Consider the following 25,863-nt stretch of genomic DNA (forward strand, 5'->3'; position numbering starts at 1 on the left):
CATGCCTGACACCACGCCGCCGCAGGAGTCCGTCGGCGGTGACCCCAGCGGCCGGCCCGTCGGCCACGCCGGCGCCCGCGTCGACGTCGCCGAGCGCGGCGCCTGGGCCACCGGCGCCGCCGGCGCACTCGTCGCCCTCGCCCTGGCCCTGGGCTCGTTCGTCGGCGCGATCGCCCTGGTGGTCCGCGCCGAGAACACCGGCGAGGACGTCTGGGGCGTCCTCGGGATGCTGCTGATCGTGCTCGGCGTCGTGCTGTCCAGCGGCGTGGCCGTCATCAGCCCCGGGCAGACCCGCGTCGTGCAGTTCTTCGGCCGGTACGTCGGGACGATCCGCCGCACCGGGCTCGTCCTGACCGTCCCCCTGACGGTCCGCCGGAACGTCTCGGTCCGCGTCCGCAACTTCGAGACGTCCGAGCTCAAGGTCAACGACGCGGACGGCAACCCCATCAACATCGCCGCGATCGTCGTGTGGCAGGTCGCCGACACCGCGAAGGCCACGTTCGCCGTCGAGGACTACGCCGACTTCGTGCGCGTGCAGTCCGAGTCCGCGCTGCGGCACGTCGCGATGTCCCACCCGTACGACCACGCCGACGACGGCGAGAACTCCCTGCGCGGCGCCACGGACATCGTGTCCGCGGAGATCGCCACCGAGGTCGCCGCGCGCGTCGTCATCGCCGGCGTCGAGGTCATCGAGGCCCGCATCTCCAACCTCGCGTACGCCCCGGAGATCGCCCAGGCGATGCTGCAGCGGCAGCAGGCCGGCGCGATCATCGCGGCCCGCGAGCGCATCGTCGAGGGCGCGGTGTCCATGGTCGAGGGTGCGCTGGGCCGGCTCGAGGCCGACGGCGTCGTCCAGCTCGACGACGAGCGCCGCGCAGCCATGGTCTCCAACCTGCTGGTGGTGCTGTGCGGGGAGTCCCGCGCGACGCCCGTCGTCAACACCGGCAGCCTGTACGCGTGACCGGCGAGCAGGGGGCCGGCGAGCGGCCGACGGCGCCGGACGACGCGCGCGGGGCGTCGTCCGGCGACGGCCCGCGCGCCGGGCGCCGCGAGCGCAAGCAGGTGCTGCTGCGGCTCGACCCGGCGGTGCACGACGCGCTGGCGCGGTGGGCGGCCGACGAGCTGCGCAGCGTCAACGCGCAGATCGACCTGCTCCTGCGGCGCGCGCTGCAGGACGCCGGACGCATGCCGTCGTCGGCCGCCCCCTCGCCCCGCCGCGGCCGCCCACCCGCGTCGGACTGACCCACACCCCCGCCGACCGGAACACCACTCCCCGTACGGACATCCGAACGAGGACTCGTGTCCCGGTCGGCGCGTGTGGGCTGCGCCGGTCAGTGGAAGCGGCGGCCCTCGTCGCGGCGGACCGCCCAGACGGCGAGGGCGGCGAACACCGCGGTCCACGCGAGCAGCACCGGCAGGGCCAGCCCGCCGCCCTCGACGCCGGTGGTCACCTGGATGACGAGGTCCCGGGCCGCCCGCGAGGGCAAGGCCTGCGAGGCGACGTCGAGCCAGCGCGGGAACACCTCGGGCGGCATGAACAGCCCTCCGGCGAACGCGAGCGGGAACAGCACGGCCTGCACGACCGCGAGCGCCGCCTTGGTGGACATGGCGTAGCCGATCGCCAGGCCGAGCAGCGTGAACGGCACGGCGACCGCCACGACCATGGCGACGGCGCCCAGGGCACGCAGCGGCGTGATGGTGGCGGCGGTGAACAGCGCGCCGATGAGGACCGGTGGCACGAGCGCGAGGTACGCCCACAGCAGCCCGTTGAGCACGCGCCCGGCGAGCCGTGGGCCGGGACGGGCCGGCAGCGTCCGGACGAACGTGTCGAACGGCTGGGCGCGGTCCTCGGCGACGCCGGCGCCGTGCGTGAACAGGCAGGCGGACATGATCGCGAACGTGCCGAGCTGCGCGATCGCGGCCACCGACGCGAGCGGGTGCTGCGTGATCGAGCTCTGCGGGATGACGAAGAACAGGAGCGCGAGCGCCGGGAACAGCAGGTTGCCGAGGACGGCGATGGGCACGCGGACGGTCTCGAGGACCTGGTAGCGGGCGTGCAGCGCCGCGAGCGAGACCCAGGGCCGCAGTGCGGGACGGTCGGGGCGGGGGACTGCGGGCAGGTCGACGGGCGGCGCGGTCGTGCTCATCGGGTCACCTCCGGGACGAGGGTCGGGGCGGCGGGCGCGAGCCCGGCCGCGGGGTCGACGCCGCGGGACGTCAGGGCGAGGAATGCCTCCTCGAGCGAGGCGCCGCGCACCTCGAGGTCGCGGAACGCCGTGCCGCTGCCGACGAGGGCGCGCACGGCCGTGTCGGCGTCGGACGCGACGAGCGTGACGCGCGTGCCGGCGGGCGCGGGGTGCCGCTCGCGGACGCTCTGCACACCTGGCAGTGCCGTGAGGTCGTCCCCCGTGCCGTCGACGGTGAGGGTCATGCGGCGCGCGGCGACGAGGTCGAGGACGCGCGCGAGGCGGTCGTCCGCGAGCACCCGCCCCTCTGCGACCACCACCACGCGCTCGGCCAGCGCCTCGATCTCCTCGAGGTAGTGGCTGGTGACGATCACGGTGGCGCCGTCCGCGTGGTACGTCCGCAGCGCGTCCCAGAGCACGTGGCGCGCCTCGACGTCGAGGCCGGTGGTCGGCTCGTCGAGCAGCACGAGCCGGGGGCGGCCGACGAGCGCGAGCGCGACGGCCAGGCGGCGCTTCTGCCCGCCGGACAGCGCACCGGTCTGCTTCTCGGCCATGTCGGTGAGCCCGAACCGTTCGAGCACCTCGGCACGCGGCATGGGGTCGGTGTAGTGCCCGGCGACGAAGTCGACGACCTCGCGGACCTTGAGGGTCTGCGGCAGCCCCGTCTCCTGCGGCGTGGTGCCCAGCGACGTGCGGGCGGCCGGGTCGCGGGGGTTGCGGCCGAACAGCCGCACGGTGCCCTCGTCGGGGGCGCGCAGGCCGCCGAGCAGGGACAGCAGGGTCGTCTTGCCGGCGCCGTTGGGGCCGAGCAGGCCGACGATCTCGCCGTGCTCGACCTGCAGGGAGACGTCGTCGAGCGCGGTGACGGGCCCGAAGCGCCGGGTGACGTGCTCGACGAGCACCGCCGGGGCGGTGGCGTGGGTCGCGGTGGTCATTCCTGTGCTCCCTTGAGCAGCTCGGAGAGGGTGTGGGTGTAGCGCTCGAACGCGGCGCGCCCGGCGGTGGACAGCTCGACGTACGTGGCGGGCGTGCGCCCGCTGAACGTCTTGGTCTGGGTGACGTACCCGGCGGCCTCGAGGCGGCGCAGGTGCGTGGACAGGTTCCCGGCGGTCATGTCGAGGAGCTTCTGCAGCCGGGGGAAGGAGACGCGGTCCCCGCGCTCGAGTGCGGCGAGGGTGGCGACGACCCGCAGGCGGGACGCCGAGTGGATGACGGGGTCGAGCTCGACCTCGCTCACGCGCGCCGCCGGTAGATCTCCGTGATGACGGCGCCGGCGAGCAGGCCGCCGCCACCGGCGAGCGACATGACGAGGTAGCCGCCGGGCATCGGGACCAGGCTCGCCGCGGCAGCGGTCGCGATCATCCACGCACCGATGAAGAACAGCGCGCGCTGGCGCCAGACGGCACCTCCGGCCATGTACAGCAGGCCGACGACGAGGCACGCGGCGCCGTTGGCGACGATCGCGATGACCTCGGGCGACGCGTCGGCGCGGGCGACGCCGGCGACGATCAGCCCCTGGCCGGTGAAGCCGATGCTCCAGGCGATGCCGAACATCGCGCCGGCCTGCTTGCTGACGCCGGCCACGCCCCGGCTGGCGACCGTGATGTGCACGAGGGTGATGGCGAGCGCGACGAGCGCGATGATCGCGAACGCCAGGCCGCCCTGCCCCGTGGAGGTTCGGGTCCCGGAGCTCACGGCGGTCCGCCACTGCACCGCGTAGCCGACGAGCCACGCGACGCCCCAGACCCCGAAGAGCAGGCGGTCGTCGATCTCCGACTCCCGCACGCGACGCTGCTGGGCGGCGACGATCGCGAGCCCGGCGCGCGGGTCGAGCGGTGCGTCGTCGACGTCGTCCTCGGGAATGCCTTCCGGGTGGACTCCTCCCGGCCGCTGCGTGTCGTCCACCGCGCGTCCTCCGTCCTCGTCGTCCTGCGTCGCGTCGTCCGGGAACCACGCCGCGGTGCGCGGCGCGATCAACTTTGCGATGCAAACTACTTTGCCCGCCCGGCGCCCTGGGCGTCAAGACCCGACGAACCGGACGTCCGCACCGCGCGCGGGAGCAGCACGCCCGGTCGGATCCCCGGCGGCGCCGTCTACGCTGCCCCGGTGAGCAGCGCACCGGCCGTCGACGGCGAGGAGCCGACCGGCACGCCGACGACCCGCGACGGGCGCGCCGGGGCACCGCCACCCGGCGAGCGCGCCGTCCGCCGCCGGCTGGGCGCGGAGATCTGGATCGTGCTCGGCCTGTCGCTCGGGCGGTCCGCGGTCTACGCCGTCGTCTCGCTCGTCGCCAAGCTCACCGCCGGGCCACCGCTCGCCGACCAGTCGACGACGCTGAACCCCAGCCAGTCGCCGCGCCCGTACCTCGACCTCACCTACCAGCTGCTGTCGATCGGGTTCGCGCTGCTGCCCGTCGCGCTCGCGCTGTACCTGCTGTCCGCGAACGGCCGCTCGGCGGTGCGGCGCATCGGCCTGGACGGCGCGCGCCCCTGGCGCGACCTCGGGGTCGGGCTCGGCCTCGCCGGCGTCATCGGCATCCCCGGGCTCGGGCTGTACGTGGCCGGGCGCGCGCTCGGGATCACCGTCGAGGTGCAGGCGTCCGCGCTGAACGCCGCGTGGTGGACGATCCCCGTACTGGTGCTCGCGGCGCTGCAGAACGCGCTGCTCGAGGAGGTCGTCGCCGTCGGCTACCTCATGGAACGGCTGCGCGAGATGCGCTGGGGCACGCCGGCGATCATCGCCGCGAGCGCGCTGCTGCGCGGCGCGTACCACCTGTACCAGGGGTGGGGCCCGTTCGTCGGCAACGTCGTCATGGGCGTCGTGTTCGCGGAGTACTACCGCCGTCGCCGGCGCGTCATGCCGCTCGTCGTCGCGCACACCGCGCTCGACGTGGTCGCCTTCGTCGGGTACGCGGTGCTGCCCGAGGAGTGGCTGGAGGCCGTCGGCATCACGTGACGCGGGGCTCGATCGACCGCTCGCGCCCGAAGGGGGTGGATCGATCACTCTCTCGCGGGAGGCGGGGGCTTCCGCGTGAGAGGGCGATCCGATCAGGCGGGCGGGGTCAGCGGCGGCCGTACTTGCGGTGGACGGCCTGCTTGCTGACGCCGAGCATCGTGGCGATCGCGGCCCACGGGACCCCCGCGGCCCGCGCGCGTCGCACGGCGACGGCCTCGCGACGGTCGACCTCGGTGCGCAGGCGGTGCAGGGCGAGCAGGGCGCCGAGCGGGTCGTCGTCCTCGGCGCGGGCGACCAGTGCGGCCATGTCGGCCTCCTCCTGGGGCATCGTGGAACTCCTGGGTGGGTGCGACGTCGTCAACACAGGTTGACGCACGGCGCGTCGCACGTCAACACATGTTGACCCTCGAGGATGAGACGCGGACCTGCACGACCCACCGCGAGGAGGACGAGCGCGCGCAGGTCCGCTGCCTAGACTCGCCAGCATGCACGCCTCGTCGACGCCAGCACCCGACGGTGCCGACGTCGACGCCGCCCCCGGACCCGCCACCGCGCGCGAGGCGCCCACGACCAGCGCGACCCCCGCCCGCACCGTCCCGGACGGCACGAACACGTCACCGCCGACCTCGCCCGTGCGCGCCGTGCGCTCCCGTGTGGACGTGCAGGACGTGCGCCCACCGCGCGTCCACCACCCCAGCGACCTGCTGGGCGCGACGCTGACGACGCTGCTCGCCGTCGTCGTCGTCGTCCTCGCGACGTACGCGCAGAACACCACCACCGGCGTCGCCGAGGACGTGCAGGGCTTCGCGACGCTGCTGCGGCGCATCCTGTTCGTCCCCGTCAACGTGCTCGTCGGCTTCACCACCGTCGTCGTGCCCATCGCGGTGCTCACCGAGCTCGCGCTGCGACGCCTGGGCCGCCAGCTCCTGCAGGCGGTCCTCGCGGCCGCCGGCGCCATGGTCGTCGTCGCCGCGCTGCACTGGACGTTCCTCACGTTCGGCTCCGCCGAGCTCGTGCAGGGCCTGTCGGTACGGCTCGGCGGCCAGTGGCGCCTGACGATCCCCGAGTACACCGCGATGCTCACGGGCCTGCTCACCGTCGCCGGGCCGCGCGGCCGCCGGCGCAGCGTGGCGTGGTCCTGGAACCTGCTGTGGCTGACGACGGGCGTCGTGCTCATCACCGCCGCCGGCTCCCTGCCCGGGCTGGGGCTGTCCCTGCTCGTCGGGCGCGTCGCCGGGCTCGGCGTGCGCTACCTCGGCGGCGTCGACCCCGAGCGGGCCTACGGTGACGCGCTGCTCGCGGGCATCCGACGCGCCGGCGTCGAACCCGCGGACGTCGTACGCGTCCCCGACCCCGCGCTCGACGCCGACCGCACCCTCGCCACGCAGGACGCGCTCGCGATGCTGCCGCCGGCGACACCCGCGCAGCTCGCGCTCGTGCGGGCCTCCGGCGACCGCGTCTACGACGTCACCACCGACGACGGCCGGCACCTCGACCTCATCGTCTTCGACGGCGACCGGCAGGTCGTCGGCATGCTCACCCGGCTGTGGCGCAGCCTGCGGCTCCGCGGCCTCGAGGGCCGCTCCGCGCTGTCGCTGCGGCGCGCCACCGAACGTGCCGCGTTGCTCTCCTACGCCGCGCGCGCCGCCGGCGTGCGCACCCCGCAGCTGCTGAGCATCGCCGAGGCCGAGGACTCGATGCTCCTGCTGCAGGAGAGCACCGACGCGGCCGTGCCGTTGTCGGACCTCACGCGTGAGGACATCGGGGACGACGACCTGCAGGCGATCTGGGAACAGCTGCGCCTCGCGCACGCCGCGGGCATCGCGCACCGCGCCCTCACCGCCGACGTGGTCCTCGTCGACCAGCGACCCGGCGCGCCCCGCGTCTGGATCACGGCGTGGGAGCAGGGGGACGTCGCGTCGTCGGAGCTCGCGCGACGCATGGACACCATGCAGCTGCTCGCGCTGCTCGCGCTGCGTGTGGGCGCGGCCCGCGCCGTCGCGTCGGCCGCCGCGATGCTCCCGGACGACGACATCGACGGCATCGGTCCGCTCCTGCAGACCGTCGCGCTCCCCCGCCGCACGCGTGAGGAGATGCGCGCCCACAAGGAGATCCTCGCCGAGCTGCGCTCCGCGCTCGTGGCGCGCATCCCCGAGGCGGACGTGCAGCCCGCGCAGATCGTGCGCTTCGGCGCCCGCACGCTGCTCACCATCGTGCTCACGGTCGTCGCGGTCTTCGTCGTCCTCGCGTCCGTCAACGTCGCGCAGATCGGGCCCGTGCTCGCGCGCAGCGACTGGCGGTTCTCGGTGCTCGCGTTCGGTCTCGGGCTCCTCACCCTCGTGGGCGCGGCGCTCGCGTTCGTCGCGTTCTCGCCCGTGCGCCTGTCCGTGTGGCGCGCGACGCTCGTGCAGTCCGCCGCGACCTTCGTCGCGCTCGCCGCGCCGGCCGGCATCGGCCCCGCCGCGCTCAACCTGCGCATGCTCACGCGCCGCGGCGTCAGCGCGTCCCTCGCCGGCGCGACCGTGGCGCTCGTGCAGGTCAGCCAGTTCGTCACCACGCTGCTGCTGCTGCTCGTGCTCACCGTGACGTCGGGCGTGCAGTCCCCCACGCCGTTCTCCGTGCCCCCGGCCGTGCTCATCGTCATCGCGGTCGTCGCCGCCGCCGTCGGCGTGGCGCTGCTGTTCCCCGGCGTGCGCACCTGGGTGCAGCGCACGGTCGGACCGACGTTCCGGCAGACGCTGCCGCGCCTCATCGAGGTCGTCGGGCAGCCGTGGCGGCTCGCGCTCGCGGTCTTCGGCAACGTGCTCATGACGATGGGCTACGTGCTCGCGTTCGACGCCGCGCTCGTCGCGCTCGGCCAGGAGGCCTCGCTGGTGCAGGTGGCGCTCGTGTACCTCACGGGCAACACCGCCGGCGCGCTCATCCCCACCCCGGGCGGCATGGGCACCGTCGAGACGGCGCTGGCCGCCGGCCTGTCCGGGTTCACCGGCACCAACATCGGTGTCGCCTACACGGTGGCGCTGCTGTTCCGCCTGCTGACCTTCTGGCTGCGCATCCCCCTCGGCTGGGTCGCGATGCGCTACCTGCAGCGCGTCGGCGAGCTCTGAGCCGACCGGGGCACAGCACGGCCCCCGTCGTGCCGGGGGCGGACGACGGGGGCCGGTGGCTGGTGCGTGAGCCGGTGGCTCAGGCGGCGAGCGCGTCGCGCTGCGCGGGGACGCTCACGGAAGCCTCGAGGCGGGCGGCGATGGCTGCCCAGCGGCCGAGCGGGATGACCTGCGGCCGGACCTCGTGCGGCTCTGCGGCCGAGTTGCGCTGGTCCATGACGAACCCCTTCGTTCGGTAGCCCGGCTGACCGCGTGGGTCCCGTGGCTTTGCGTCCCCTCCTTGCGGAGGGTTTGCCGTTTCGCTGACAAGTCAGACATTAGACGGCTCTCACGAGGAACGGAAGGTGTCCGGGTCACTTGTCCTGGACACCGGCCCAATTCACCCGGACGGCCGGTACCTGGGACGCGGCGCGCGGGCGGATCGGGTGGTGCGAGGCCCGGCCACCCGTCCGTTCGGGTGACCGGGCCTCGTCCCGGAGGTCGTGCGGTGGGTCAGCGGAAGGCGTCCTTGACGCTCTCGCCGGCCTGCTTGAGGTTGGCCGACGTCTGGTCCGCGCGGCCCTCGGCCTCGCGCTCCTCGTCGCCCGTCGCCTTGCCCACGGCCTCCTTCGCCTTGCCGCCGGCCTCCTGCGCGGAGTTCTTCAGCTTGTCGTCCAGGCCCATGGGGGGACTCCCTTCATCGGTGGTCCCCACGACGCTAGGTCGCGTCCGGCGAGCCCGCATCCGGAGCGCCCTCGTCCCGCAGGCGCGGCTCGGTGCGGCGTGCGGGCACGACACCCGACTTGTCGGCGTAGAACGCCCGCACGACGTCCATGTCCGCGCGCACGTCACCGGTCAGCTCGATGGTCGGCCCCAGGCCCGTCGTCATCGTCGTGCGGTCCACGTACCCCAGGGTCACCGGCAGGTTCGCCGCCCGAGCGATGCGGTAGAAGCCCGACTTCCACCCGGAGCCGGACCGCGTGCCCTCGGGCGTCACGACGAGGTAGAACCGCTCACCGGCAGCCATGCGCGCCACCAGGTCGTCCACGAGGCCCGCGGGGTCCCGCCGGTCCACCGGGATGCCGCCCAGCGCACGCATCATCGGGCCCGCCGGGCCCTGGAACAGCGTGTGCTTGCCCAGCCACCGGAACGGCAGATCCTGCTCCCACGCGATCCCCAGCATCAGGACGAAGTCCCAGTTCGACGTGTGCGGCGCGCCGATGAGGATGCCCGCGCCGCCACGCGGCACCCGCTCGGTGCGCAGCTCCCACCTGCTCACGCGCCAGAATGCCCGCGCCACCGCGCGACGCACGCTCACGGCGTCGTCCCCGCGGGCAGGTCGGCGTCGCGGCACAGCAGCAGCAGCGTCATGTCGTCCTTCGAGTCCGGGTCGGAGCAGTCCGCGACGACCTCGTCGATGTCGACCGGCACCCGCGGGTCGGGCCGGTCGAACTGCCGGACCAGCCGGTCGATCCCCTCCGTGAGCGCCGTGCTGCGCGAGTCCACGAGGCCGTCGCTGTACAGCACCATCCCACCGCCGGGCGCGACGTGCAGCCGGGTCACCGGCGGGTCGCCCGACCCGACGCCGACGGGGCGGTCCACCGGCATCGACACCAGCTCCGCCCCGCCGTCGGGCGTGAGCTGCAGCGGGCGCGGGTGCCCCGCGGCACCGATGAGCACCTCGCCCGTCCGCGGGCACACGACGGCCACGACGACCGTCGCCATCTCGTCGGGCATCGTGCGGCGCGCGAGCTCGTCGAGGTCGACGAGCGCCTCGTGCACGTCGCTGCACCGCATGAGGTACGCCCGCAGCGCGTTGCGGAGCTGGCCCATGGCCGCGGCCGCACCCAGACCGTGGCCCGCGACGTCCCCGACGACCACCGCGAACCGGCCGTCCGGGAGCTCGAGCGCGTCGTACCAATCACCGCCGACGCGCCCGCCGGCCGCCGGTACGTACCGCGCCTGCATCGCCCACCCGGGCACCACCGGCAGGCGGCGCGGCAGCAGCGAGAGCTGCACGGTGTGCGCCGCGGCCACCTGCCACCGGTTGCGCACGATGACGACCTCGAGGAGCCGGGTGCGCAGGTCCTCGACGGCCCGCACGTGCTCCGGCGCCCACGGCTCGCAGCGCCCACGCACGACCTCGCGCCACCGCTCGAACGACTTGCGCGGGCTCAGCCGCACGTCGGCACCCTCGCGGTGCGCGATCGCCTTGTTCTGCGGGTCGCCGCCCCAGTAGATGTCCCGCACGTGCTCCTGCCGCAGCCACACGACGACCTGGTCGTCCGGCAGCCGCACCGCCAGCACCCCCGCCACGTCCGGCAGGGCCGCCGCCAGCTCGGGATCGGTCCGCCCGATCGCGGTGCGCACGGTCACCGGGTCCGGCCGGGACAGCACCCACGCGCGCAGCGCGTCGACGTCGACGTCCGCCTCGCCGGCGGTGGCCGTCTGCCCGTCGGCGACCACGACGAGGCCGTGCGCCGGCACGACCGACAGCAGGCCGGGGTCCTTCCCGGCGAGCGCCTCGGCGAGCCCGCGGTCCGGGTCCCGTGCCTCCGGCAGCAGGCGCGCGATCTCCGCCTGCGCGGCCAGCTCCCGCTCCAGCTCGCGGTCCTGCGCCCGCGCGACCAGCCGCAGCGACAGCGCGGAGCCGAGGAACTCCGCGGCGGCGCGCGCACCGAACGGCACGAGGTGCGGACCGGCGTAGTGGTGGCACGCGATGAGTCCCCACAGCCTGCCGTCGCGCAGCAGCGAGATCGACATCGAGGCGCGCACGCCCATGTTGCCGAGGTACTCGAGGTGGACCGGCGAGACGCTGCGCAGCACCGAGTGCGTGAGGTCCAGAGGCTCGCCGGACGTCGCGTCGAACGCCGGGACCAGCCGCGCCGGGGTGTAGGACACGTCCGGGATGAGGCGGATCCAGTTGGTCTCGTACAGCGCGCGGGCCTGCGCGGGGATGTCCGAGGCCGGGTAGTGCAGGCCGAGGAACGAGTTGAGGTCACCCCGGCGCGCCTCGGCGACGACCTCGCCGTTGTGGTCCGCGTCGAACCGGTAGACCATCACGCGGTCGAAGCCCGTCAGGTCGCGGACCTCCTGCGCAGCCGCGTCGTAGAGCTGCTCGAGCCCGTCGGCGCGGTTGAGCCGCTCGAGCGCCCCACGCACGGACTGGTACGTGTTCGGGAACGAGAAGGGGCGCGGCCCGCGGGCGACCTCGACCTCGACCACCAGCAGCGTGCGGCCGCCCAGCGCGACCCGGTGCAGGATCGCGTCGGCGAGGACCGGGCCGGGCAGGTCGACGCTCAGCGGGTTGCGGGCACGCAGGTCCCCGAACGTGCGCACGTGCGTGCGCAGCGCCGCGGCCGCCGACTCGCCCAGCACGTCCGCCACCGGCGCCCCGACCGCGTCGTCGACGTCCACGCCCGTGAGGTCCGCGACGTTCGCCGAGACGTGGCGCACCACGAGGTCCGGCTCGGACAGGGCCAGCAGCACACCGTGCGGCTGCACCGAGCCGGGGATGCGGATCGGCTCGTCCGCGCACGTGTCGAGGTCGACCGCGGGCGGCGCGACGGGCACCGCCGTGCTCGACTCGTCCGCCACCTGCACGCTCCCGTCCCCGACGCGCCGAGCGCGTCCACGTCGACGGTGAAGGCTAGTCGATGCCGGTCTGCGGCAGCACGCGACGGCGTGCAGTCCGGGCCCGTCAGCGCTCGAAGGGCGCGTCCAGCCACGCCTCGGCCGGCGGCACCAGCGTCTCGAGCTCGTCGAACAGCACGTCGGGCAGCTCGGCGGCCGCGGCGGCGAGCGTCTGCTCGACGCGCTCGGGCCGGGACATGCCCACGATCGTCGAGGCGAACCGCTCGTCGCGCAGCGAGAACTGCAGCGCGGCGGTCGCGAGGTCCGTGCCGTGCGCCGCGCAGACGTCCCGCATCGCGTCGACCGCCGACAGCACCGGCTCCGGCGCGGGCCGGTAGCCGTAGGACCCCCACGCACCGGCCGGGCGCGCGAGGAGGCCACCGCCGTAGACCGCCGCGTTGAGCACCCCCATGCCCCGGGACCGGGCCTCGGCGATGATCGCGCCCGCCGAGCGGTCCACGAGCGTCCACCGGTTGTGGACGAGCAGCACGTCGAAGACACCGAGCGCGAGGTACCGGGCGATCTCCTGCACGCGCCCGCCCGCGAGGCCGACAGCTCCCACGACACCGGACTCGCGCAGCTCGACGAGCGCCTCGACGGCGCCGTCCGGGCCCGTGAGGTCGTCGAACTCGTGGAACTCCGGGTCGTGCAGGTGCACCAGCGGCAGGTGGTCCAGCCCGAGCCGGGTGCGCGACTCGAGCACCGAGCGGCGCACGCGCTCGCCGGAGTAGTCGCTGCCCTCCGGGTCGACCTTGGTCGCCACGACGTACCCGGGCGGCACACCGCCGGCCGCCGTCAGCGCCGCACCGATGCGCCGCTCGCTCTCACCGCCCGAGTACCCGTTGGACGTGTCGATGAACCGGATGTCGCTGTGCAGCGCCGCGCGCACGGTGTCGATGCCGCGCTCCGGCGAGACCTCGTGCCCGTAGTTCCCCGGCATGCTCCCCAGGGGGCTGCCGCCCAGCGCGAGCGCGCTCACGGTCAGTCCCGTCCCCGGCAGGGGGCGGAGCCACCCGGGACCTCCGGGCACGTGGCGCAGGGTCATCGTCCCTCCCGACGTCGGTGTCGTGCGCGGCGCGGCGCGGGCGCGCGCGTGCTCAGCCGGCCAGGAACGCCTCGAGGAGCGGGCCGGCCGTCGTCGAACCGTAGTCCCCCTCGCCCACGAACACCGCGACCGCCAGGTCACCCTGGATCGCGATCATCCAGGCGTGGTTGCGCAGGTCCGCGTCCGTGCCGAACTGGGCGGTGCCGGTCTTGGCGAGCACCGGCTCACCCGGGAGGTCCGCGAGCAGGCCGGCGCCGCCCTCGGTGACGACGGCGCGCATCATCGTGCGCAGCGCCTCGGCCTCCGGAGCCGTCAGGGGCGTGGCCGGCGGCAGCGTCGTGGCGTCGTCGCTCGGCGCGTCGGAGACGGCGCCGTCGGGTGCTGCGGAGTCGGCGCCCGGCGTCACCAGGATGGGGACGACGGTGCGGCCCGCGGCGACCGACGCCGCGACGGTCGCCATGCCCAGGGGCGAGGCGAGCACCTCGCCCTGACCGATGACCGACGCCGCGTGCGCGGTGGCGGACGCGTCGTCCGGGACCGTGCCGAGGAACGCCGGGAACCCGAGCTCGGCCGCCGGTTCCAGGCCCAGCGAGCGCGCGGCGGCGAGCAGCCCTCCGTCGGCGGCCAGGTCGCGCGCCGCGATGAACGCCGTGTTGCAGGAGTTCGCGAAGGCCGTGCGGAACGGCACGTCGCCGAGCGCGGCGGCCGGGTACCCGGGGAAGTTCTGGAAGGTCCGCCCGTCGACCGTGATCGACGGCAGGCAGCTCACCGCGGACTCCGGCGTCAGCCCGCCGCGCAGGTACGCCAGCGCGCTCACCACCTTGAACGTCGAGCCTGGCGCGTACTGCCCCACGGTCGCGGTGGACAGCCCCCCGCTGCCCGGGCCGTTCGCGGCGGCGAGCACCTCACCCGTCGACGGGCGGACCGCCACGATCGCCGAGGCCGGCACGAGCGCACCGATCACGTCCTCCGCGCGCTGCTGCAGCGCGGGGTCGATCGACGTCTGCAAGGGCTCGCCGTCGACCGGCGGGACGTCGAGCAGCACCCGCTCGGCGCCGCTCTGGCCCACCGCCGTGACGACGACGCCCGGGGTGCCGCGCAGCTGGGTGTCGTACTGGCGCTGCAGCCCGGACAGGCCCGCCTTGTCCCCCGCCACGACCTCCCCGTCCGACGCCTCGACGATCTCGGCGGTCGCGTCGCCGACCGTGCCGAGGATCGCGCGCGCGAACGTGCGCGTCAGTGCCAGGGGCAGCTCGTCGGGCACGAGGTTCACGCCGGGCAGGTCGCCGAGCGCGACGAGGTCGTACGACGCGTCGCCCGCGCGCACGACGATCGCCTCGACGAACGCCTGCGGGCCCGCGCTCGCGACGCGCTGCGCGTACGCCTCGGGGTCCATGCCGAGCGCGGTCGCCAGGCCGCGGGCCGCCGCGTCGGCGTCGCCACCGGTCTCGGCCAGGCGCTGCTTGTCGATGCCGATGCGGGACACGGGTCGCTTCTCCACCAGCGGCGTGCCGCCCTGGCCGAGCACGGCACCGCGCTCGGCGGGCCGGCGCACGAGCGTCAGGCTCTCACCCGTCGTCAGGTCCGGCGCCAGCAGCGACAGCGCCCAGCGTGCGCGCCACGGCTGCTCCTCGTCCTCCTCGTCACGCACGAGCTGCGCGGTCGCGGTGTACGTCCAGTCCTGCTCCACCCACGGCAGGTCCCACGTGACCTCGAGGGGCGCGGTGGCCGTCAGCTCGTCCTCCGCGACCTCGACGTCGCCGACGTCGACGGTCGCCGTGGCCCGGCCCAGCCCGTCGACGACGGCCGTGCGGGTCGCGGCGAGCTCGTCGGGCGCCGGTGCGTCGGGGGCGAGCGGCACCGCCGTGAAGTCGCCGGACCCCAGGGCCGCGGCGAGCGCCTCGGCGGCGGGCCGCGCGTCGGGCACGCTCGCGCTGCACGCCTGGAGAGTCACGCCCGACAGTGCCAGCACCACACCCGCCAGCACCCGTCGTGGGCCCTGGCGCCGCACCGTCGTCCGCTCCGCACGCACCGTCGTGTCCTCCTGTCGCGCCCTGCGTCGTCGCAGCCGACCGCGGCCGTGCGGGCGCGCTCGGGCGCCCCGTCCGCGCAGGATCGCCCGAGCCTGTCACCCCGGCCCTCACCCGCGGGCATGGTTTGCGCTGATCTTCACCTCTCCTCCCCACTCGGGCACCCGTCCTGGACACGTGGTTGGACCATCACCCGGGCCAAATCCGGCGGATCGGTTGCAGCTGGACGCACGTCCGGGATTGCATTCGTCCATGAGCACCGGGGGGACGTTCCTGAGACCGCGACGGCCCGAGCCGCCTGACACCGTCGGTGAGCTCGACGACCGCGACCGCCTGCAGGCGGCCGGGGTCCTCGCCGCCGCCCTCGCACCGGACCCGGGCTACACCTACCTGTTCCCCGTCGCCGCGCGTCGCGAGCACGAGCTGCGCCAGGTGTACCGGATGACGCTCGCGGACGGGCTGCGTCACGGCCGCGTGCTCGTCACCAAGCTCGGTGACGAGGTCACGGGCGTCCTGGCGCTGTACGGGCCCGGCACGTACCCCATGACCCCCGGGCGCTGGTGGCGCCAGGCCCACCGGCTCGCGCGCATCGCGGCGCACACACGGGAGCACAGCCTCGGGATCATCCGCTTCGGCGAGCTGACCTCCCGCGGCGTCCCCGGCGACGCGTGGTACGTCGAGGCGTTCGGCGTGCGGCCGGACCTGCAGCGCGCGGGGCGCGGCAGCATGCTCCTGCGAGCGTTGTTCGAGCACCTCGACGCGCAGGGCGCGCGGTCGTACCTGGAGACGACCAACGAGGAGAACGTCGGCTACTACGCGCAGCGCGGGTACACCGAGGCGCACCCGCCGGTCCCCGTCGCGCCCGGCGGGCCGCTCATCCACCCGATGTCGCGGCCCGCGGCGACGACCGCCGGGAACGATCCGGTGCCGGGCCCCGTCCGGCCCGTCGCCTGACCTGCGGCGCACTCCGCGGGGCGCCCGCTACCGCGGCGGCCCCGTGCGGACACGCGCCCGCTGGACGTCCGCGGTACCGACCGCCGGGTCCCACAGCGCGTCGACGAACCACGTGACGCCCGCCTCCTCGTAGGCCGCGAGCAGCTCCGACGCCTCGCCGCGGTCGGTGGGCAGGGCGTCGTGCAGCACGACGTCGAACGGGCCCGCGCCGGCCCCACGACGCTCCGTCACCCAGGCGACCATCTCGGCGGCGTCCTGCGGGCTGATCCCCTCCTGCGCGCGCTCCCCGCGGTACTGCGCCACGACGCCGTCGTGCCGCAGCGCACGGCCCATCGAACGCTCGGACGGGAAGGCACCCACCACCCACAGCGGGATGCGTGTGCGCCCGTCCGGCCGGGCCACCGGCGTCGGCACGAGCCGCATGCCCTCGACCCGCAGGTGGGTGCCGGCCACGTCGAACCGCTCACCGGCGAACGACCGGTCGAGCACCGCGAGCGCGTCGTCGAACCGCTCGGCGCGCTCGCGCAGCGTCGTCGCCTCCCCGGTCACCGCCGCGACGGCGCCGTCCGTCGGGACACCGAGACCCACCGGCAGGACGAGCCGCCCGCCCGACAGGTGGTCGACCGTCACCGCCTGCTTGGCGAAGACCCACGGTCGGCGGCGCGCGAGCGCGAAGACCAGCGCCCCGAGCGTGACGCGCTCGGTGCGCACCGCCGCGGCGGCCAGCACCGCGAACGGGTCCCACGCCGGCATGCCGTCGAGGTCCACGCCGTCCCACGTGAAGTACCCGTCCCACCCGTGCTCCTCGGCGTCGACCGCGAGGTCGACGAGCTCCTGCACCGTCCCGTACGTGCCGACGAACCCGATCTTCACCAGCGACCTCCTCGCCGAGGGTTTCCCGCGCGACTTCACCCGCTCCCGCCGGCGAGTCACGACCCGTTCGTGCCGTCCGCCTCGCGACGCTACCGGCGGCCACCGACACCGCTCCCCGCCGTGGTTCGGTAGCCTCCCGCACGCGCGAGCGGGCACACCGCGAGGCCCACCCTCGGTGGTGGGATCGCGCGCGGGCGCCTACCGTGGCCGAGAACGCGGGACCACCCGCGATCCACGAGGGGCGGGCGGGCACGACGTGACGGAGGGAGAGGGGGTGCAGGACATGAGCGACGAGTACCGGCTCACGACCCCCGGTACCTTCGACGCCGGCACCTCGAGGGACGGGCGCACACCCGCCCCACCTGCGACGTTGCCCCCGGACGACGCCCTCGCGCAGGGCGCCGGCGGGCGGTCGCTGACCACGGGCCGACCCCCGGACCGGTACCTGCCGGTGCGGCGCTGGCTCGTCGAGCAGGCTGAGGACCTGCGCGGCATGCGCGGCGACCTGCGCGAGCAGCTCGCCGCGTCCGTCACCCCTTCGGGCGGGAGCGAGGCGACCGCCGACGACGTCGTGCTCGTCACGTCGGAGTTCGCGACCAACGCCCTCGCGCACGGCCGGGCGCCGGCGCACGTGCAGCTCCTCGTCGACGGCCGCGAGGTGCTCGTCGTGGTGTCCGACGGCGACGCCGCGCACGCGCCGTTCGTCGCCGCGGGGCGCGAGCCCGGGGCGGGCGGCTTCGGCCTGCAGATCGCGCAGCGGCTGTCGACGGGCGTCGGCTGGTGGACGGACTCGACGGGCAAGCACGTGTGGGCGACGTTCGGCGTCGCGCCGGTCGCCTGACACCGGTCGCCCGGCGGCGGCCCGCCGGCACCCCGGACGCCACGGCCCGGACGCGCGCCGCACGCGGGCGCGCCTGCGGCGACAATCGCTCCATGACGACGAGCGACGGCGTGCTGCGGCTGCGCGGCGCGGTCCTGGGCGGCGCGGTCCCGCTGGTGTGCGTGCCGGTCGTGGCACCGGACCCCGACGCAGCGGCGCGGGCCACCCGGGCGATCCCCGCCGGGATGGCGGACGTCGTCGAGCTGCGTCTCGACCACCTCGTCGGCGCCGCGGGCGACCCGGGCGTCGTGCACGCCGCCGTCGGTGCGGTGCGCGCCGCGCTCCCGGACGGCGTGCCGCTGCTCGCGACGTTCCGGTCGGCCCGCGAGGGCGGTGCGCAACCGGCGGACGACGCGGCGTACGCCACGGTGGTCGACGCCGTCGCGGGCGGTCCGCACGGCGCGCCCGTCGCCGACGCGGTGGACGTCGAGCTCGCCGCTCCCGGCGCAGCGGCGCTCGTGGCGCGCGCCCACGCCGCCGGGCTGGCCGTCGTCGTCTCCCACCACGACTTCGACGCGACGCCCGCCGCCGGGGAGGTCGTCGCCGTGCTGCGCCGGCAGCGCGACCTGGGCGCCGACGTGTGCAAGGTCGCGGTCATGCCGCACGACGCGGACGACGTGCTCGCGCTGCTCACGGCGACGCGCACGTTCGCGCGCGACGCCGACCGGCCCGTGGTGACGGTGGCGATGGGCCGCCTGGGACTCGTGACGCGGCTCGCGGGTGGCGTCTTCGGCTCGGCCATGACGTTCGCGAGCGTCGGCACCGCGAGCGCCCCGGGGCAGGTCGACGCGGCGGTGCTGCGCGAGGTCCTGCCCCTGCTGCACGCTCCCGACGGCGCGTGAGCGGGCGACGTCCCCCGCGACGGCACCCCGGGGCGTCCCGCTACTCCCCGAGCATCCGGTAGAGGTCGCGGCGCAGCTCGTCGAGCTTCTGCACCGTGCGCTCGCGCTGCTCGGCGGTCCCCTCGGCACCGACCTGACGCAGCACGCCGAGGAGCTTGCCCGACGCCTCGATGAGGTCGCCGTGCTCCTCCCAGCGCTGTGCGGCGGGGCCCCACGCGGCCGCGAGCTCGTCCGGGTGCGCCTCGACGTACGCGCGCCCCTCCTCGGTCAGCGTGTACTCGGTGCGGGCGCTGCCCGCGTCCGTCGGCGTGACGAGACCCTCGTCGGTGAGCTGCTGCAGCGTCGGGTACACCGAGCCCGGGCTGGGACGCCACAGGCCGCCGGTGCGCTCGCCGATCGCCTTGATGAGGCCGTACCCGTTGGAGGGGAACTCGGCGAGCAGCTGCAGGATCGCGGCGCGGACGTCGCCCTTGCGCGCACGTCCGCGGCGTCCGCGAGGACCGAACGGGCCGCCGGGGCCGAGCGGACCGCCGGGGCCGAGCGGACCGCGGACGCCGAACGGGCCGCCGGGACCGAACGGGACCGCGGGCCCGAGAGGACCGCCGGCGCCGAACGGGCCGCCGTGCCACGGTCCGCCGCGCGGGTCGTCGCGATCGGCTGCGTCGGGGCCGGGCCGGGGGCTGCGGCGTGGGGGGCGTCCGTCGGCCCCGGGGCGGTGGGGGAAGTTCCGCATGATGTCCTCCTGAGATGTTCCCCGATATATCGGCACAGTACGCCGAACATCGATCGTTCGCCAGAGCCGGACGCTCCCGCGTCCCGGGACGACGAAGCGCGCGGCCCGCCTGTCGGCGGACCGCGCGCTCGGCACGTCGCAGGTCGGCAGCCGTCACACGGACGGCGCGCCACCCCGTGCGTCGTCGCCCGCGGACGAGTCGTCGGCGGGCGCGTCGTCGGCCGGGTCCGACGTCGCCGCGCCGGACGTCGCCGCGCCCGACGTCGCCGCGCCCGACGTCACCGCGGCCGACGTCGCCGCGGCCGACGACGACCCTGGGGTCTCACCCGGGTCGTGCAGCATGTGCGACTGCACCAGCTCGTGCCGCTGCACGTAGGTGTTCGCCACCGCCTGGATCGTCGCCGCGATCGGCAGGGCGAGGAACGCCCCGAGAGCCCCGAAGACCGCCCCGAACGCCAGCACCACGACGAACGACACGGCCGCGTTCATCTCCAGCGCCCGCGCGGACACCTTCGGTGCGAGCCACAGGTTCTCGACCTGCTGGTAGCCGAGGATGAACGCGAGCACCCCGAGCGCCTGCGGCACCCCCTGCGACGTGAGCGCCACCGCGACGGGCAGCGCACCGCCGATGTACGTGCCGATCGTCGGCACGAACTGCGAGACCACACCCGTGAACAGCGCGAGCGGCAGCGAGTAGGGCGTGCCGAGGACCGCGAGGAAGACGAACGTCGCCACCGTCGCGACCGCCGCCAGCACGATGCGCGTGGTGATGAAGTCGGAGACCTTGGCCTGTGTGACCTCCCACAGGCGCAGCACCTCCTGCTGCCGGTTCGGCGTCAGCCAGCGGCAGATCGACGCCCGGAACTTCGGCCCCGCCGCGAGCAGGTAGTACGTGACGAGCATGATCGTCAGCGTCGCGAACAGCCCGCCGATGATCGTCGTGCCCACGAGCAGCGCACCGGACGCGACCTCCGAGCCCCACTCCTCCGCCCCCTGGCGCAGCAGGTCGTCCACCTCCGGCACCTGGACCGCGAAGCGCTCCTCGACCATCTCCTGCGCGGACGTGTAGAGCGTCGGCACGTTCTTGACGAGCTGCACGAGCTGCTGCACGAAGAGGTTGCCGAACAGCGCGAAGACGACCAGCGTCACCACCAGCCCGCCCAGCAGCGCGGCCGCCGCGGCACCGCCGCGCTTCCACCCGTGCCGCACGAGCCAGACCACGATCGGCTCCAGCGCGAGGGCCAGGAAGAACGCGATCAGCAGGTTGACCAGCAGGCCCTGCAGCGCCCCGAGCGCGTCCCACGCGAAGATCCCGACGAACACCGCCACGACCGCCATGGCCAGGCCCTTGCCCCACCACCGCGGCGGGCGGCGGGCGTCGTGCTGCAGCGGGCGCGTGCCCTCGTCGCCCGGCGCCGTCGGAGCGCCGAAGACCGGCTGCATGCCGGGCGCGGCGGGCGCGGGCCCCCCGGCGGTGGTCGTCGTGTCGTCGGTCGTCACTGGTGTCCTCCGCGGACGTCGGTGGAGTGCGGCGAGCGACGCGTCGGCGTGCCCCAGGGCACACCCTAGGTCCGCGCACCCACCCGAGGGCCGCGTGAGGGCTAGGGTCCCCGTCATGGCGCCCGACGCCCTCACCCCCGCGGACCTGCCGGTGCGGGTCCGCGACGCGACCGTGGCCGACGCGGCCGCGTGCGCGGCGGTCTACGCGCCGTACGTGCGGGACACGACCGTGTCGTTCGAGGCCGAACCCCCGACGACGGCGCAGATGGCGGACCGCATCACCGCGTCGCTCGCGACGCACGCCTGGCTGGTCGCCGAGCTGCCCACCGGTTCGCCCGGCGCGGGCCGCGTCGTCGGGTACGCCTACGCCGCGCCGTACGCGGCACGCGCCGCGTACCGCTGGGCGTGTGGCACGAGCGTGTACCTCGAGCCCGGGCGGCGGCGCACCGGCGCGGGCCGGGCCCTGTACACCGCGCTCCTCGAGCGGCTCGCCGCGCTCGGCTACCGCCAGGCCGTCGCCGGGTACACCGAGCCCAACCCGGCCAGCGCGGGCCTGCACGCGTCCCTGGGCTTCGAGGTCGTCGGGACGCTGCGCGGCGTCGGCCACAAGCACGGCGCGTGGCGGGACGTCACGCTCGTGCAGCGGCCGCTCGGCGACGGCTCCCGCACGCCGCCCGCACCGACGGGCGCGTCGTGACCGCTGCCGGACCGGGCCTCGACCTGGGGCCCGCGCTGCTCGGCGGTCTGCTCGCGGGCTGGGGCATCGCCGTGCCCGTGGGAGCCGTGGGGGTGCTGCTCGTGCTGCTCGGCGCCCACCACGGACGGCGCGTCGGGTGCGCCGGCGCCATGGGCGCAGCGGTCGTCGACGGGGTGTACGCGACGCTCGCCGTCGTGCTCGGCTCGGCGCTCGCCCCGGTGCTCGTGCGCGCGGCCGCGCCCGTGCGGTGGACGGCGGCGGTCGTCCTCGTGGTCGTCGCCGTGCTGCTGCTGCGCCCGGCGCTGCGCCCGTCGGACGCCGGCCCGTCGCCGGCAGCCCCGGACGCCCCCGGGATGACGCCGTCGCGGGCCTTCACGCTGGTCGTCGCCGCGACGGCGCTCAACCCCGCGACGGTCGTCTACTTCGTCGCCCTGACGTCCGGCGCCGCCACGACGACCCTCACCACCCCCGCGCACCGGGTGGCGTTCGTGCTCGCGGCGTTCGCCGCGTCGGCGTCGTGGCAGCTGCTGCTCGGCAGCGCCGGCGCGTGGGCCGGGGCCCGGCTGACCGGTCCGCGCGGGCGGCGGTGGACGGCGGTCGTGGGCGCTCTCGTCGTGCTCGCGCTCGCGCTGCGCACCGCGCTCGCGGGCTGACCGCCCGTCAGGCCGGCGGGTGGAGCAGGTCGGCGAGGTGCGTGAGGTGCGCGCGCACGGCGACGGGCCCGCGCCGCTGCACGTCCGCGAGGTACGCGGTGTGCTCGTCGACCAGTGCCGGGACGTCGTACCGGGTCCGCGCGTGCAGCAGGAGCAGGGCGACCTCGGCGCCGAGCGCCGCGTACGCGTCCGTCAGGCGCGGTGAGCCGGCGGCCGCGACGAGCGCGAGGTGCACCCCCGCGTGCGCGCGCTGCACCGCCGGCCAGTCGCCCGGGTCGGCCGCCGTCAGTGCCGCGAGCGCCTGCTCGACGGGCGCGACGACCTCGGCGGGCCACGCCGCAGGGTGCCGCTCGCCGAGGATCCGCACCGCCTCGCACTCGAGCGCCGCACGCAGGTCCTGCAGGGAGCGCACCTCGGCGTCCGTCAGACGCGCGACCCGCGCGCCGCGGTACTCCTGGACGGCGACCAGCCGCTCGGCCGCGAGCGCGGCCAGGGCCGCACGGACGGTGTGCCGCGAGACGCCGTGCGCCGCGGCGAGCGCCTCCTCGCGCAGCGGCTCCCCCGGGGTGAGCCGGCCGTCGAGGACCGCCTCGCGCAGCGTGCGCGCCAGGGTGCGGGCGGCGGTCGGGCCCGCGGCCGTCGAGTGCGCGGTCACGCGGCCGCCGCCACGGTGGTGCGCGTGGCGCGGGCGCCGAGCGCGAGGACGACGAGCCCGGTTGCGAGCACCGCGAGCCCGGCCCACGCGACGGCCGGGAGCCGCTCCCCCAGGACCGCGAGGCCGAGCACGGTGGCCGTGAGCGGCTCGGCCAGGGTGAGCGTCGCGACCGTGGGTGCGCCCAGACGTGCCAGGCCGTACCCGAAGAGCACGTACGCCGCCGTCGTCGTCACGAGTCCCAACCAGAGCACGGTGAGCAGCCCGGCGGGGGTCGCGAGCCCGCCGCCGCCGACGGCCGCCAGCACCCCGACGCTCAGCACACCCGCGACCCCGAACATCGCGCCCATGCTCGTCGTCGACGCCCACCCCGCGTCGATGAGCGCCGCGCCGGCCAGCGTGTACGTCGCGTAGGCCGCGCCCGCCCCCACCGAGGCCAGCACGCCGAGGAGGTCGACGCCGTCCCCCGCAGGCACCGGGGTGTCACCGGGCGCCAGGCCGAGGACGACCACGCCGAGCGTCGCCAGGCCCGTCGCGGCGAGCCACGTGCGATCCGGCCGCGCGCGGCCGGTCGTCCACGTCACGAGCCCCGTCAGCACCGGCGCGGACCCCAGCGCGACGACGGTGCCCACGGCGACCCCGTTGCGCGCGGTCCCGAGGAAGAAGGCGGGCTGGTAGGCGAGCACACCGAGCGCACCGAGCGCAAGGGCGGTGAGCGTGCCGCGGTCGAGGCGGCGCCGGGCGGGGCCGCCCGGCGCGGGGTCGGCGGCCCGGCGGGGGCGCCGGGCGACGAGGGCCGCGACGACTCCCAGCGCGATCCCGCCGACGGCGATGCGCGCGGCCCCGAGCGCGAGCGGGTCGGCGGCGGGTCCGAGCGCCTGCGCGGTTCCCGTCGTCCCGAAGCAGACGGCCGCCAGGAGGACGGCGAGCAGAGGGCGCACGGTGGATTGTTACACAATCGTGGTCTGTGGCGCGCCCGTCGCCCGCGAGCGCGACGGGCGCGCCGCCCGTGCTCCGTGGGCTACGCCGACTCCTCGGCCGCCGGCCCCGTCCCCCCGGCACGCCGCACGTCCCCGGTCCGCCGCTCCCGACGCCCGCGCACCAGCTCGGTGGCCAAGGCGTCGAGCGGCTGCGCGAACGGGTCGAGGAACGCGCTCAGCCAGTCCTCGACGACACCCAGCGCCCGCGGGTCGACGCGGTAGAGCCGCCGCGGCCCGTCGGCGCGCACGACGACGACGCCGGCCTCGCGCAGCACGCGCAGGTGCTGCGACGTCGCGGGCTGCGAGATGCCGAACTCGTCGCGCGCCGCGGCGACGAGCTCGCCGGCGGCGCGCTCGTCGTGGCCGAGGTGCTCGACGAGCCGTCGACGCACGGGCTCGGCGAGCGCGGCCAGGACGGTGTCGACGTGGGGCACGGGCTCACACCTCGGGTGCCGGCTCGCCCGTGTAGAACGCGCGCGTCCGGGCGCCGGCCGCCCGGGCGTCGGCCTCGTCGCGGCCGTCGGCGGCGTCGGCGCGGGCCCAGTCGGTCGCGGCGTGCTCGATGAACGCGCGCCCCTCGGGCGTCGTGTGCCACGTGTCGCCGATCTCCTGGGCGATCGCCTCGCCCGTCGCGAGGTGCGCGGCCAGGCCCCACAGCGCGAGGTCCCAGCCGACCCCGACGGCCCCGGGCCCGAACTGCTCCCAGAACTGCGGGTCGACGTGCGACTCGTGCCGCAGCGTGAGCTCGGTGCCGCCGTCGACGGGTGCAAGGGCGACGTCGACCCAGCTCACCTGCCCGCCGAACTCCCAGGTGAGCGCGAACCTCTCGGGCGCGCGGCACTCCTCCACCGTGCCGCCGGCGTTGCCGATCACCTGGTACCGCCCGCCGAGCCGCAGGTCACCCTCGACGGGCGCGAACCAGCGCGGGATCCGCTCGGCGTCGGTGAGCGCGTCCCACACGTCGGCCGGCTCGGCCCGGTAGACGCGGCGCGCGACCGCGATCTTGGTCGGGGTGCCGTCGCGCTCGCCACGGTCCAGCTCACGGGCGACCAGCCCGACCTGCTCGAGTGCGTCGATGCCTGCCATCGGGTGCTCCCTCTGCTCGTCCCGCGCTGCGCGTCGTGCGCGTCGCTCGTCGCCAGCATCGCATAAGTCTTATCTTATACGCTACCCCTCGACGCCCGTGCCGTCGCGCGGCGGGCCGGCCGCGTGCTGCTCCCGCCGGTGGCCGCCGCCGAACCGGCCGACCAGTGGTCACGGCGGCGGTGAGAGCCTGCGCTCGTAGCGACGCAGGACCGGGTGCGGGGGAAACGTCGTGCGGGTCGTCGTCGACGTCGCACGCCACCCGCGCCGCTCGTAGAACCGGATCGCCCGCAGGTTCTGCTCGAAGACCCGCAGCCACGCCGTGCGGTGCCCCTGCGCGCGCAGGTGGTCCAGCAGCTCGTCGTGCGCGAGCCCGGCCAGCCCGCTGCCCCACGTGCGGACGGCGGTGCCGAAGTGCAGCAGCTCGTCGCCGCGCGTCGCCGCGAACCCCGACAGCTCCCCGTCGCGCACGACCGCGAAGCAGTCCACCCCGGGGTCGGCGAGCTCCGCCTCCCATCGGTCGCGCACGCGTGCGGTCGGGAACGGGTGCGCGTCCTGGGGGAAGATGTGCCCGAGCCCGACCTCGCCGCCCTCGCGCTGCACGACCAGGAGCACGTCGAGGTCGCCGACGCCCAGGGGCCGCAGCACCGCCATGACCGCCACGGTACGGCCCGCACCCCGACGAGAGGACCCCATGACCGCGCTGCGCTCGATCCTGCTGTTCGTGGCCGCCGCCGGGCTGGAGATCGGCGGTGCGTGGCTCGTGTGGCAGGGGCTGCGCGAGCACCGCGGGTGGGTGTGGGTCGGCGCCGGCGCGATCGCGCTGGGTCTCTACGGCGTGGTGGCCACGCTGCAGCCCGACGCGAGCTTCGGCCGGATCCTCGCCGCGTACGGCGGCGTGTTCGTGGCCGGGTCGCTGCTGTGGGGCATGGTGGTCGACGGGTTCCGGCCCGACCGGTGGGACGTGACCGGGGCACTCGTGTGCCTGGTCGGCGTCGCGCTCATCATGTACGCCCCGCGCCCGTCCTGACGCGCTCCGGGCGGTGCCCGGCCACCTGACCTGGGCCGTCGCCGACACATG

Annotated in this window: 29 protein-coding genes and 1 riboswitch; of the genes, 10 read left to right on the plus strand and 19 right to left on the minus strand. The window is 75.7% G+C overall.

What is annotated here, in order from left to right; translation table 11 throughout:
* Position 1: 1 nt before the first annotated feature.
* On the plus strand, positions 2-961 hold the full coding sequence (locus CFLA_RS17355) for an SPFH domain-containing protein (RefSeq protein ID WP_013118648.1): 960 nt from the start codon (positions 2-4) through the stop codon (positions 959-961).
* Positions 958-1,242, plus strand: a complete 285-nt coding sequence (locus CFLA_RS21020; RefSeq protein ID WP_013118649.1) for a type II toxin-antitoxin system antitoxin — start codon at positions 958-960, stop codon at positions 1,240-1,242. The genes CFLA_RS17355 and CFLA_RS21020 overlap by 4 nt, the downstream gene beginning before the upstream one ends.
* 89 nt (positions 1,243-1,331) lie before the next feature.
* On the opposite strand, the gene CFLA_RS17365 is transcribed toward CFLA_RS21020, so the two are convergent.
* From CFLA_RS17365 to CFLA_RS17380, 4 genes are read right to left on the minus strand one after another with little or no spacing between them, the layout of a single operon-like run.
* Entirely contained in the window at positions 1,332-2,147 is an 816-nt protein-coding gene (locus CFLA_RS17365; RefSeq protein ID WP_013118650.1) for an ABC transporter permease, read from the minus strand.
* A complete protein-coding gene (locus CFLA_RS17370; protein ID WP_013118651.1) occupies positions 2,144-3,121 on the minus strand; it encodes an ABC transporter ATP-binding protein in 978 nt (325 codons plus the stop codon). Before CFLA_RS17370 ends, CFLA_RS17365 begins: the two co-directional genes overlap by 4 nt.
* Positions 3,118-3,423 carry a transcriptional regulator gene (locus CFLA_RS17375; protein ID WP_013118652.1) on the minus strand — a complete coding sequence of 102 codons (306 nt, stop codon included), beginning with the start codon at positions 3,421-3,423 and terminating at the stop codon, positions 3,118-3,120. The genes CFLA_RS17370 and CFLA_RS17375 overlap by 4 nt, the downstream gene beginning before the upstream one ends.
* Positions 3,420-4,163: a hypothetical protein gene (locus tag CFLA_RS17380; RefSeq protein WP_081449733.1), complete on the minus strand. Its 744-nt coding sequence runs from the start codon at positions 4,161-4,163 to the stop codon at positions 3,420-3,422. The genes CFLA_RS17375 and CFLA_RS17380 overlap by 4 nt, the downstream gene beginning before the upstream one ends.
* A 129-nt stretch (positions 4,164-4,292) precedes the next feature.
* On the opposite strand from CFLA_RS17380, the gene CFLA_RS17385 reads away from it, so the two are divergent.
* The gene (locus tag CFLA_RS17385; protein ID WP_013118654.1) at positions 4,293-5,141 is read left to right on the plus strand and encodes a CPBP family intramembrane glutamic endopeptidase; all 849 of its coding nucleotides are present in this window, start codon (positions 4,293-4,295) and stop codon (positions 5,139-5,141) included.
* 106 nt (positions 5,142-5,247) lie between these two features.
* Here the strand turns inward: CFLA_RS17385 and CFLA_RS17390 are convergent, their stop codons facing one another.
* On the minus strand, positions 5,248-5,469 hold the full coding sequence (locus CFLA_RS17390; RefSeq protein ID WP_013118655.1) for a hypothetical protein: 222 nt from the start codon (positions 5,467-5,469) through the stop codon (positions 5,248-5,250).
* Between the two features lie 157 nt (positions 5,470-5,626).
* On the opposite strand from CFLA_RS17390, the gene CFLA_RS17395 reads away from it, so the two are divergent.
* Positions 5,627-8,248 (plus strand): flippase-like domain-containing protein, encoded by a 2,622-nt coding sequence (locus CFLA_RS17395; protein ID WP_013118656.1) that lies wholly within the window; start codon positions 5,627-5,629, stop codon positions 8,246-8,248.
* A 79-nt stretch (positions 8,249-8,327) separates the two neighbouring features.
* Here the strand turns inward: CFLA_RS17395 and CFLA_RS20600 are convergent, their stop codons facing one another.
* The 6 genes from CFLA_RS20600 to CFLA_RS17420 all read right to left on the minus strand — a co-directional run bounded on the left by CFLA_RS20600 (position 8,328) and on the right by CFLA_RS17420 (position 14,937).
* Positions 8,328-8,465: a hypothetical protein gene (locus tag CFLA_RS20600; RefSeq protein WP_013118657.1), complete on the minus strand. Its 138-nt coding sequence runs from the start codon at positions 8,463-8,465 to the stop codon at positions 8,328-8,330.
* Between the two features lie 14 nt (positions 8,466-8,479).
* A riboswitch (cyclic di-GMP riboswitch) is annotated at positions 8,480-8,554 on the minus strand.
* A gap of 186 nt (positions 8,555-8,740) precedes the next feature.
* A complete protein-coding gene (locus CFLA_RS17400; protein ID WP_013118658.1) occupies positions 8,741-8,911 on the minus strand; it encodes a CsbD family protein in 171 nt (56 codons plus the stop codon).
* Between the two features lie 34 nt (positions 8,912-8,945).
* Complete coding sequence (locus CFLA_RS17405; protein WP_013118659.1) at positions 8,946-9,545, minus strand: 1-acyl-sn-glycerol-3-phosphate acyltransferase; 600 nt, start codon at positions 9,543-9,545, stop codon at positions 8,946-8,948.
* The gene (locus CFLA_RS17410; RefSeq protein WP_043599279.1) at positions 9,542-11,830 is read right to left on the minus strand and encodes a SpoIIE family protein phosphatase; all 2,289 of its coding nucleotides are present in this window, start codon (positions 11,828-11,830) and stop codon (positions 9,542-9,544) included. Before CFLA_RS17410 ends, CFLA_RS17405 begins: the two co-directional genes overlap by 4 nt.
* A gap of 97 nt (positions 11,831-11,927) precedes the next feature.
* The gene (locus tag CFLA_RS17415) at positions 11,928-12,905 is read right to left on the minus strand and encodes an aldo/keto reductase (protein WP_013118661.1); all 978 of its coding nucleotides are present in this window, start codon (positions 12,903-12,905) and stop codon (positions 11,928-11,930) included.
* Positions 12,906-12,957: 52 nt separating this feature from the next.
* Positions 12,958-14,937, minus strand: coding sequence for a penicillin-binding transpeptidase domain-containing protein (locus tag CFLA_RS17420; protein ID WP_013118662.1), 1,980 nt, complete (start codon positions 14,935-14,937; stop codon positions 12,958-12,960).
* 250 nt (positions 14,938-15,187) lie between these two features.
* Here CFLA_RS17420 and CFLA_RS17425 point away from each other — a divergent pair, with 250 nt between their 5' ends.
* Positions 15,188-15,889 (plus strand): GNAT family N-acetyltransferase, encoded by a 702-nt coding sequence (locus CFLA_RS17425; protein ID WP_013118663.1) that lies wholly within the window; start codon positions 15,188-15,190, stop codon positions 15,887-15,889.
* 27 nt (positions 15,890-15,916) lie between these two features.
* Here the strand turns inward: CFLA_RS17425 and CFLA_RS17430 are convergent, their stop codons facing one another.
* A complete protein-coding gene (locus tag CFLA_RS17430; protein ID WP_013118664.1) occupies positions 15,917-16,762 on the minus strand; it encodes an LLM class flavin-dependent oxidoreductase in 846 nt (281 codons plus the stop codon).
* 283 nt (positions 16,763-17,045) lie between these two features.
* Here CFLA_RS17430 and CFLA_RS17435 point away from each other — a divergent pair, with 283 nt between their 5' ends.
* The gene (locus tag CFLA_RS17435) at positions 17,046-17,603 is read left to right on the plus strand and encodes an ATP-binding protein (protein WP_148234416.1); all 558 of its coding nucleotides are present in this window, start codon (positions 17,046-17,048) and stop codon (positions 17,601-17,603) included.
* A 92-nt stretch (positions 17,604-17,695) separates the two neighbouring features.
* Entirely contained in the window at positions 17,696-18,484 is a 789-nt protein-coding gene (gene aroD, locus CFLA_RS17440) for a type I 3-dehydroquinate dehydratase (protein ID WP_013118666.1), read from the plus strand.
* A gap of 40 nt (positions 18,485-18,524) precedes the next feature.
* Here the strand turns inward: aroD and CFLA_RS17445 are convergent, their stop codons facing one another.
* Together CFLA_RS17445 and CFLA_RS17450 are read right to left on the minus strand one after the other, a co-directional pair.
* Positions 18,525-19,217 carry a PadR family transcriptional regulator gene (locus tag CFLA_RS17445; protein WP_013118667.1) on the minus strand — a complete coding sequence of 231 codons (693 nt, stop codon included), beginning with the start codon at positions 19,215-19,217 and terminating at the stop codon, positions 18,525-18,527.
* Between the two features lie 153 nt (positions 19,218-19,370).
* Positions 19,371-20,717 (minus strand): AI-2E family transporter, encoded by a 1,347-nt coding sequence (locus tag CFLA_RS17450; protein ID WP_013118668.1) that lies wholly within the window; start codon positions 20,715-20,717, stop codon positions 19,371-19,373.
* Between the two features lie 115 nt (positions 20,718-20,832).
* Between CFLA_RS17450 and CFLA_RS17455 the strand changes: the two genes are divergently transcribed.
* Positions 20,833-21,414, plus strand: coding sequence for a GNAT family N-acetyltransferase (locus tag CFLA_RS17455; protein WP_013118669.1), 582 nt, complete (start codon positions 20,833-20,835; stop codon positions 21,412-21,414).
* Positions 21,411-22,067 carry a LysE family transporter gene (locus CFLA_RS17460; protein ID WP_013118670.1) on the plus strand — a complete coding sequence of 219 codons (657 nt, stop codon included), beginning with the start codon at positions 21,411-21,413 and terminating at the stop codon, positions 22,065-22,067. The genes CFLA_RS17455 and CFLA_RS17460 overlap by 4 nt, the downstream gene beginning before the upstream one ends.
* A gap of 7 nt (positions 22,068-22,074) precedes the next feature.
* Here CFLA_RS17460 and CFLA_RS17465 read toward each other — a convergent pair whose 3' ends face one another.
* The 5 genes from CFLA_RS17465 to CFLA_RS17485 all read right to left on the minus strand — a co-directional run bounded on the left by CFLA_RS17465 (position 22,075) and on the right by CFLA_RS17485 (position 25,436).
* On the minus strand, positions 22,075-22,722 hold the full coding sequence (locus tag CFLA_RS17465; protein WP_013118671.1) for a GntR family transcriptional regulator: 648 nt from the start codon (positions 22,720-22,722) through the stop codon (positions 22,075-22,077).
* Positions 22,719-23,660 carry a DMT family transporter gene (locus tag CFLA_RS17470; protein ID WP_013118672.1) on the minus strand — a complete coding sequence of 314 codons (942 nt, stop codon included), beginning with the start codon at positions 23,658-23,660 and terminating at the stop codon, positions 22,719-22,721. Before CFLA_RS17470 ends, CFLA_RS17465 begins: the two co-directional genes overlap by 4 nt.
* A gap of 80 nt (positions 23,661-23,740) precedes the next feature.
* Entirely contained in the window at positions 23,741-24,133 is a 393-nt protein-coding gene (locus tag CFLA_RS17475; protein WP_013118673.1) for an ArsR/SmtB family transcription factor, read from the minus strand.
* 4 nt (positions 24,134-24,137) lie between these two features.
* Positions 24,138-24,785 carry an SRPBCC family protein gene (locus CFLA_RS17480; protein WP_013118674.1) on the minus strand — a complete coding sequence of 216 codons (648 nt, stop codon included), beginning with the start codon at positions 24,783-24,785 and terminating at the stop codon, positions 24,138-24,140.
* 168 nt (positions 24,786-24,953) lie between these two features.
* Positions 24,954-25,436, minus strand: a complete 483-nt coding sequence (locus tag CFLA_RS17485; RefSeq protein ID WP_013118675.1) for a GNAT family N-acetyltransferase — start codon at positions 25,434-25,436, stop codon at positions 24,954-24,956.
* 40 nt (positions 25,437-25,476) lie between these two features.
* Here CFLA_RS17485 and CFLA_RS17490 point away from each other — a divergent pair, with 40 nt between their 5' ends.
* Positions 25,477-25,812 carry a YnfA family protein gene (locus tag CFLA_RS17490; RefSeq protein WP_013118676.1) on the plus strand — a complete coding sequence of 112 codons (336 nt, stop codon included), beginning with the start codon at positions 25,477-25,479 and terminating at the stop codon, positions 25,810-25,812.
* Positions 25,813-25,863 lie beyond the last annotated feature (51 nt).

Source organism: Cellulomonas flavigena DSM 20109, from assembly GCF_000092865.1.
GTDB classification, from domain to species: domain Bacteria; phylum Actinomycetota; class Actinomycetes; order Actinomycetales; family Cellulomonadaceae; genus Cellulomonas; species Cellulomonas flavigena.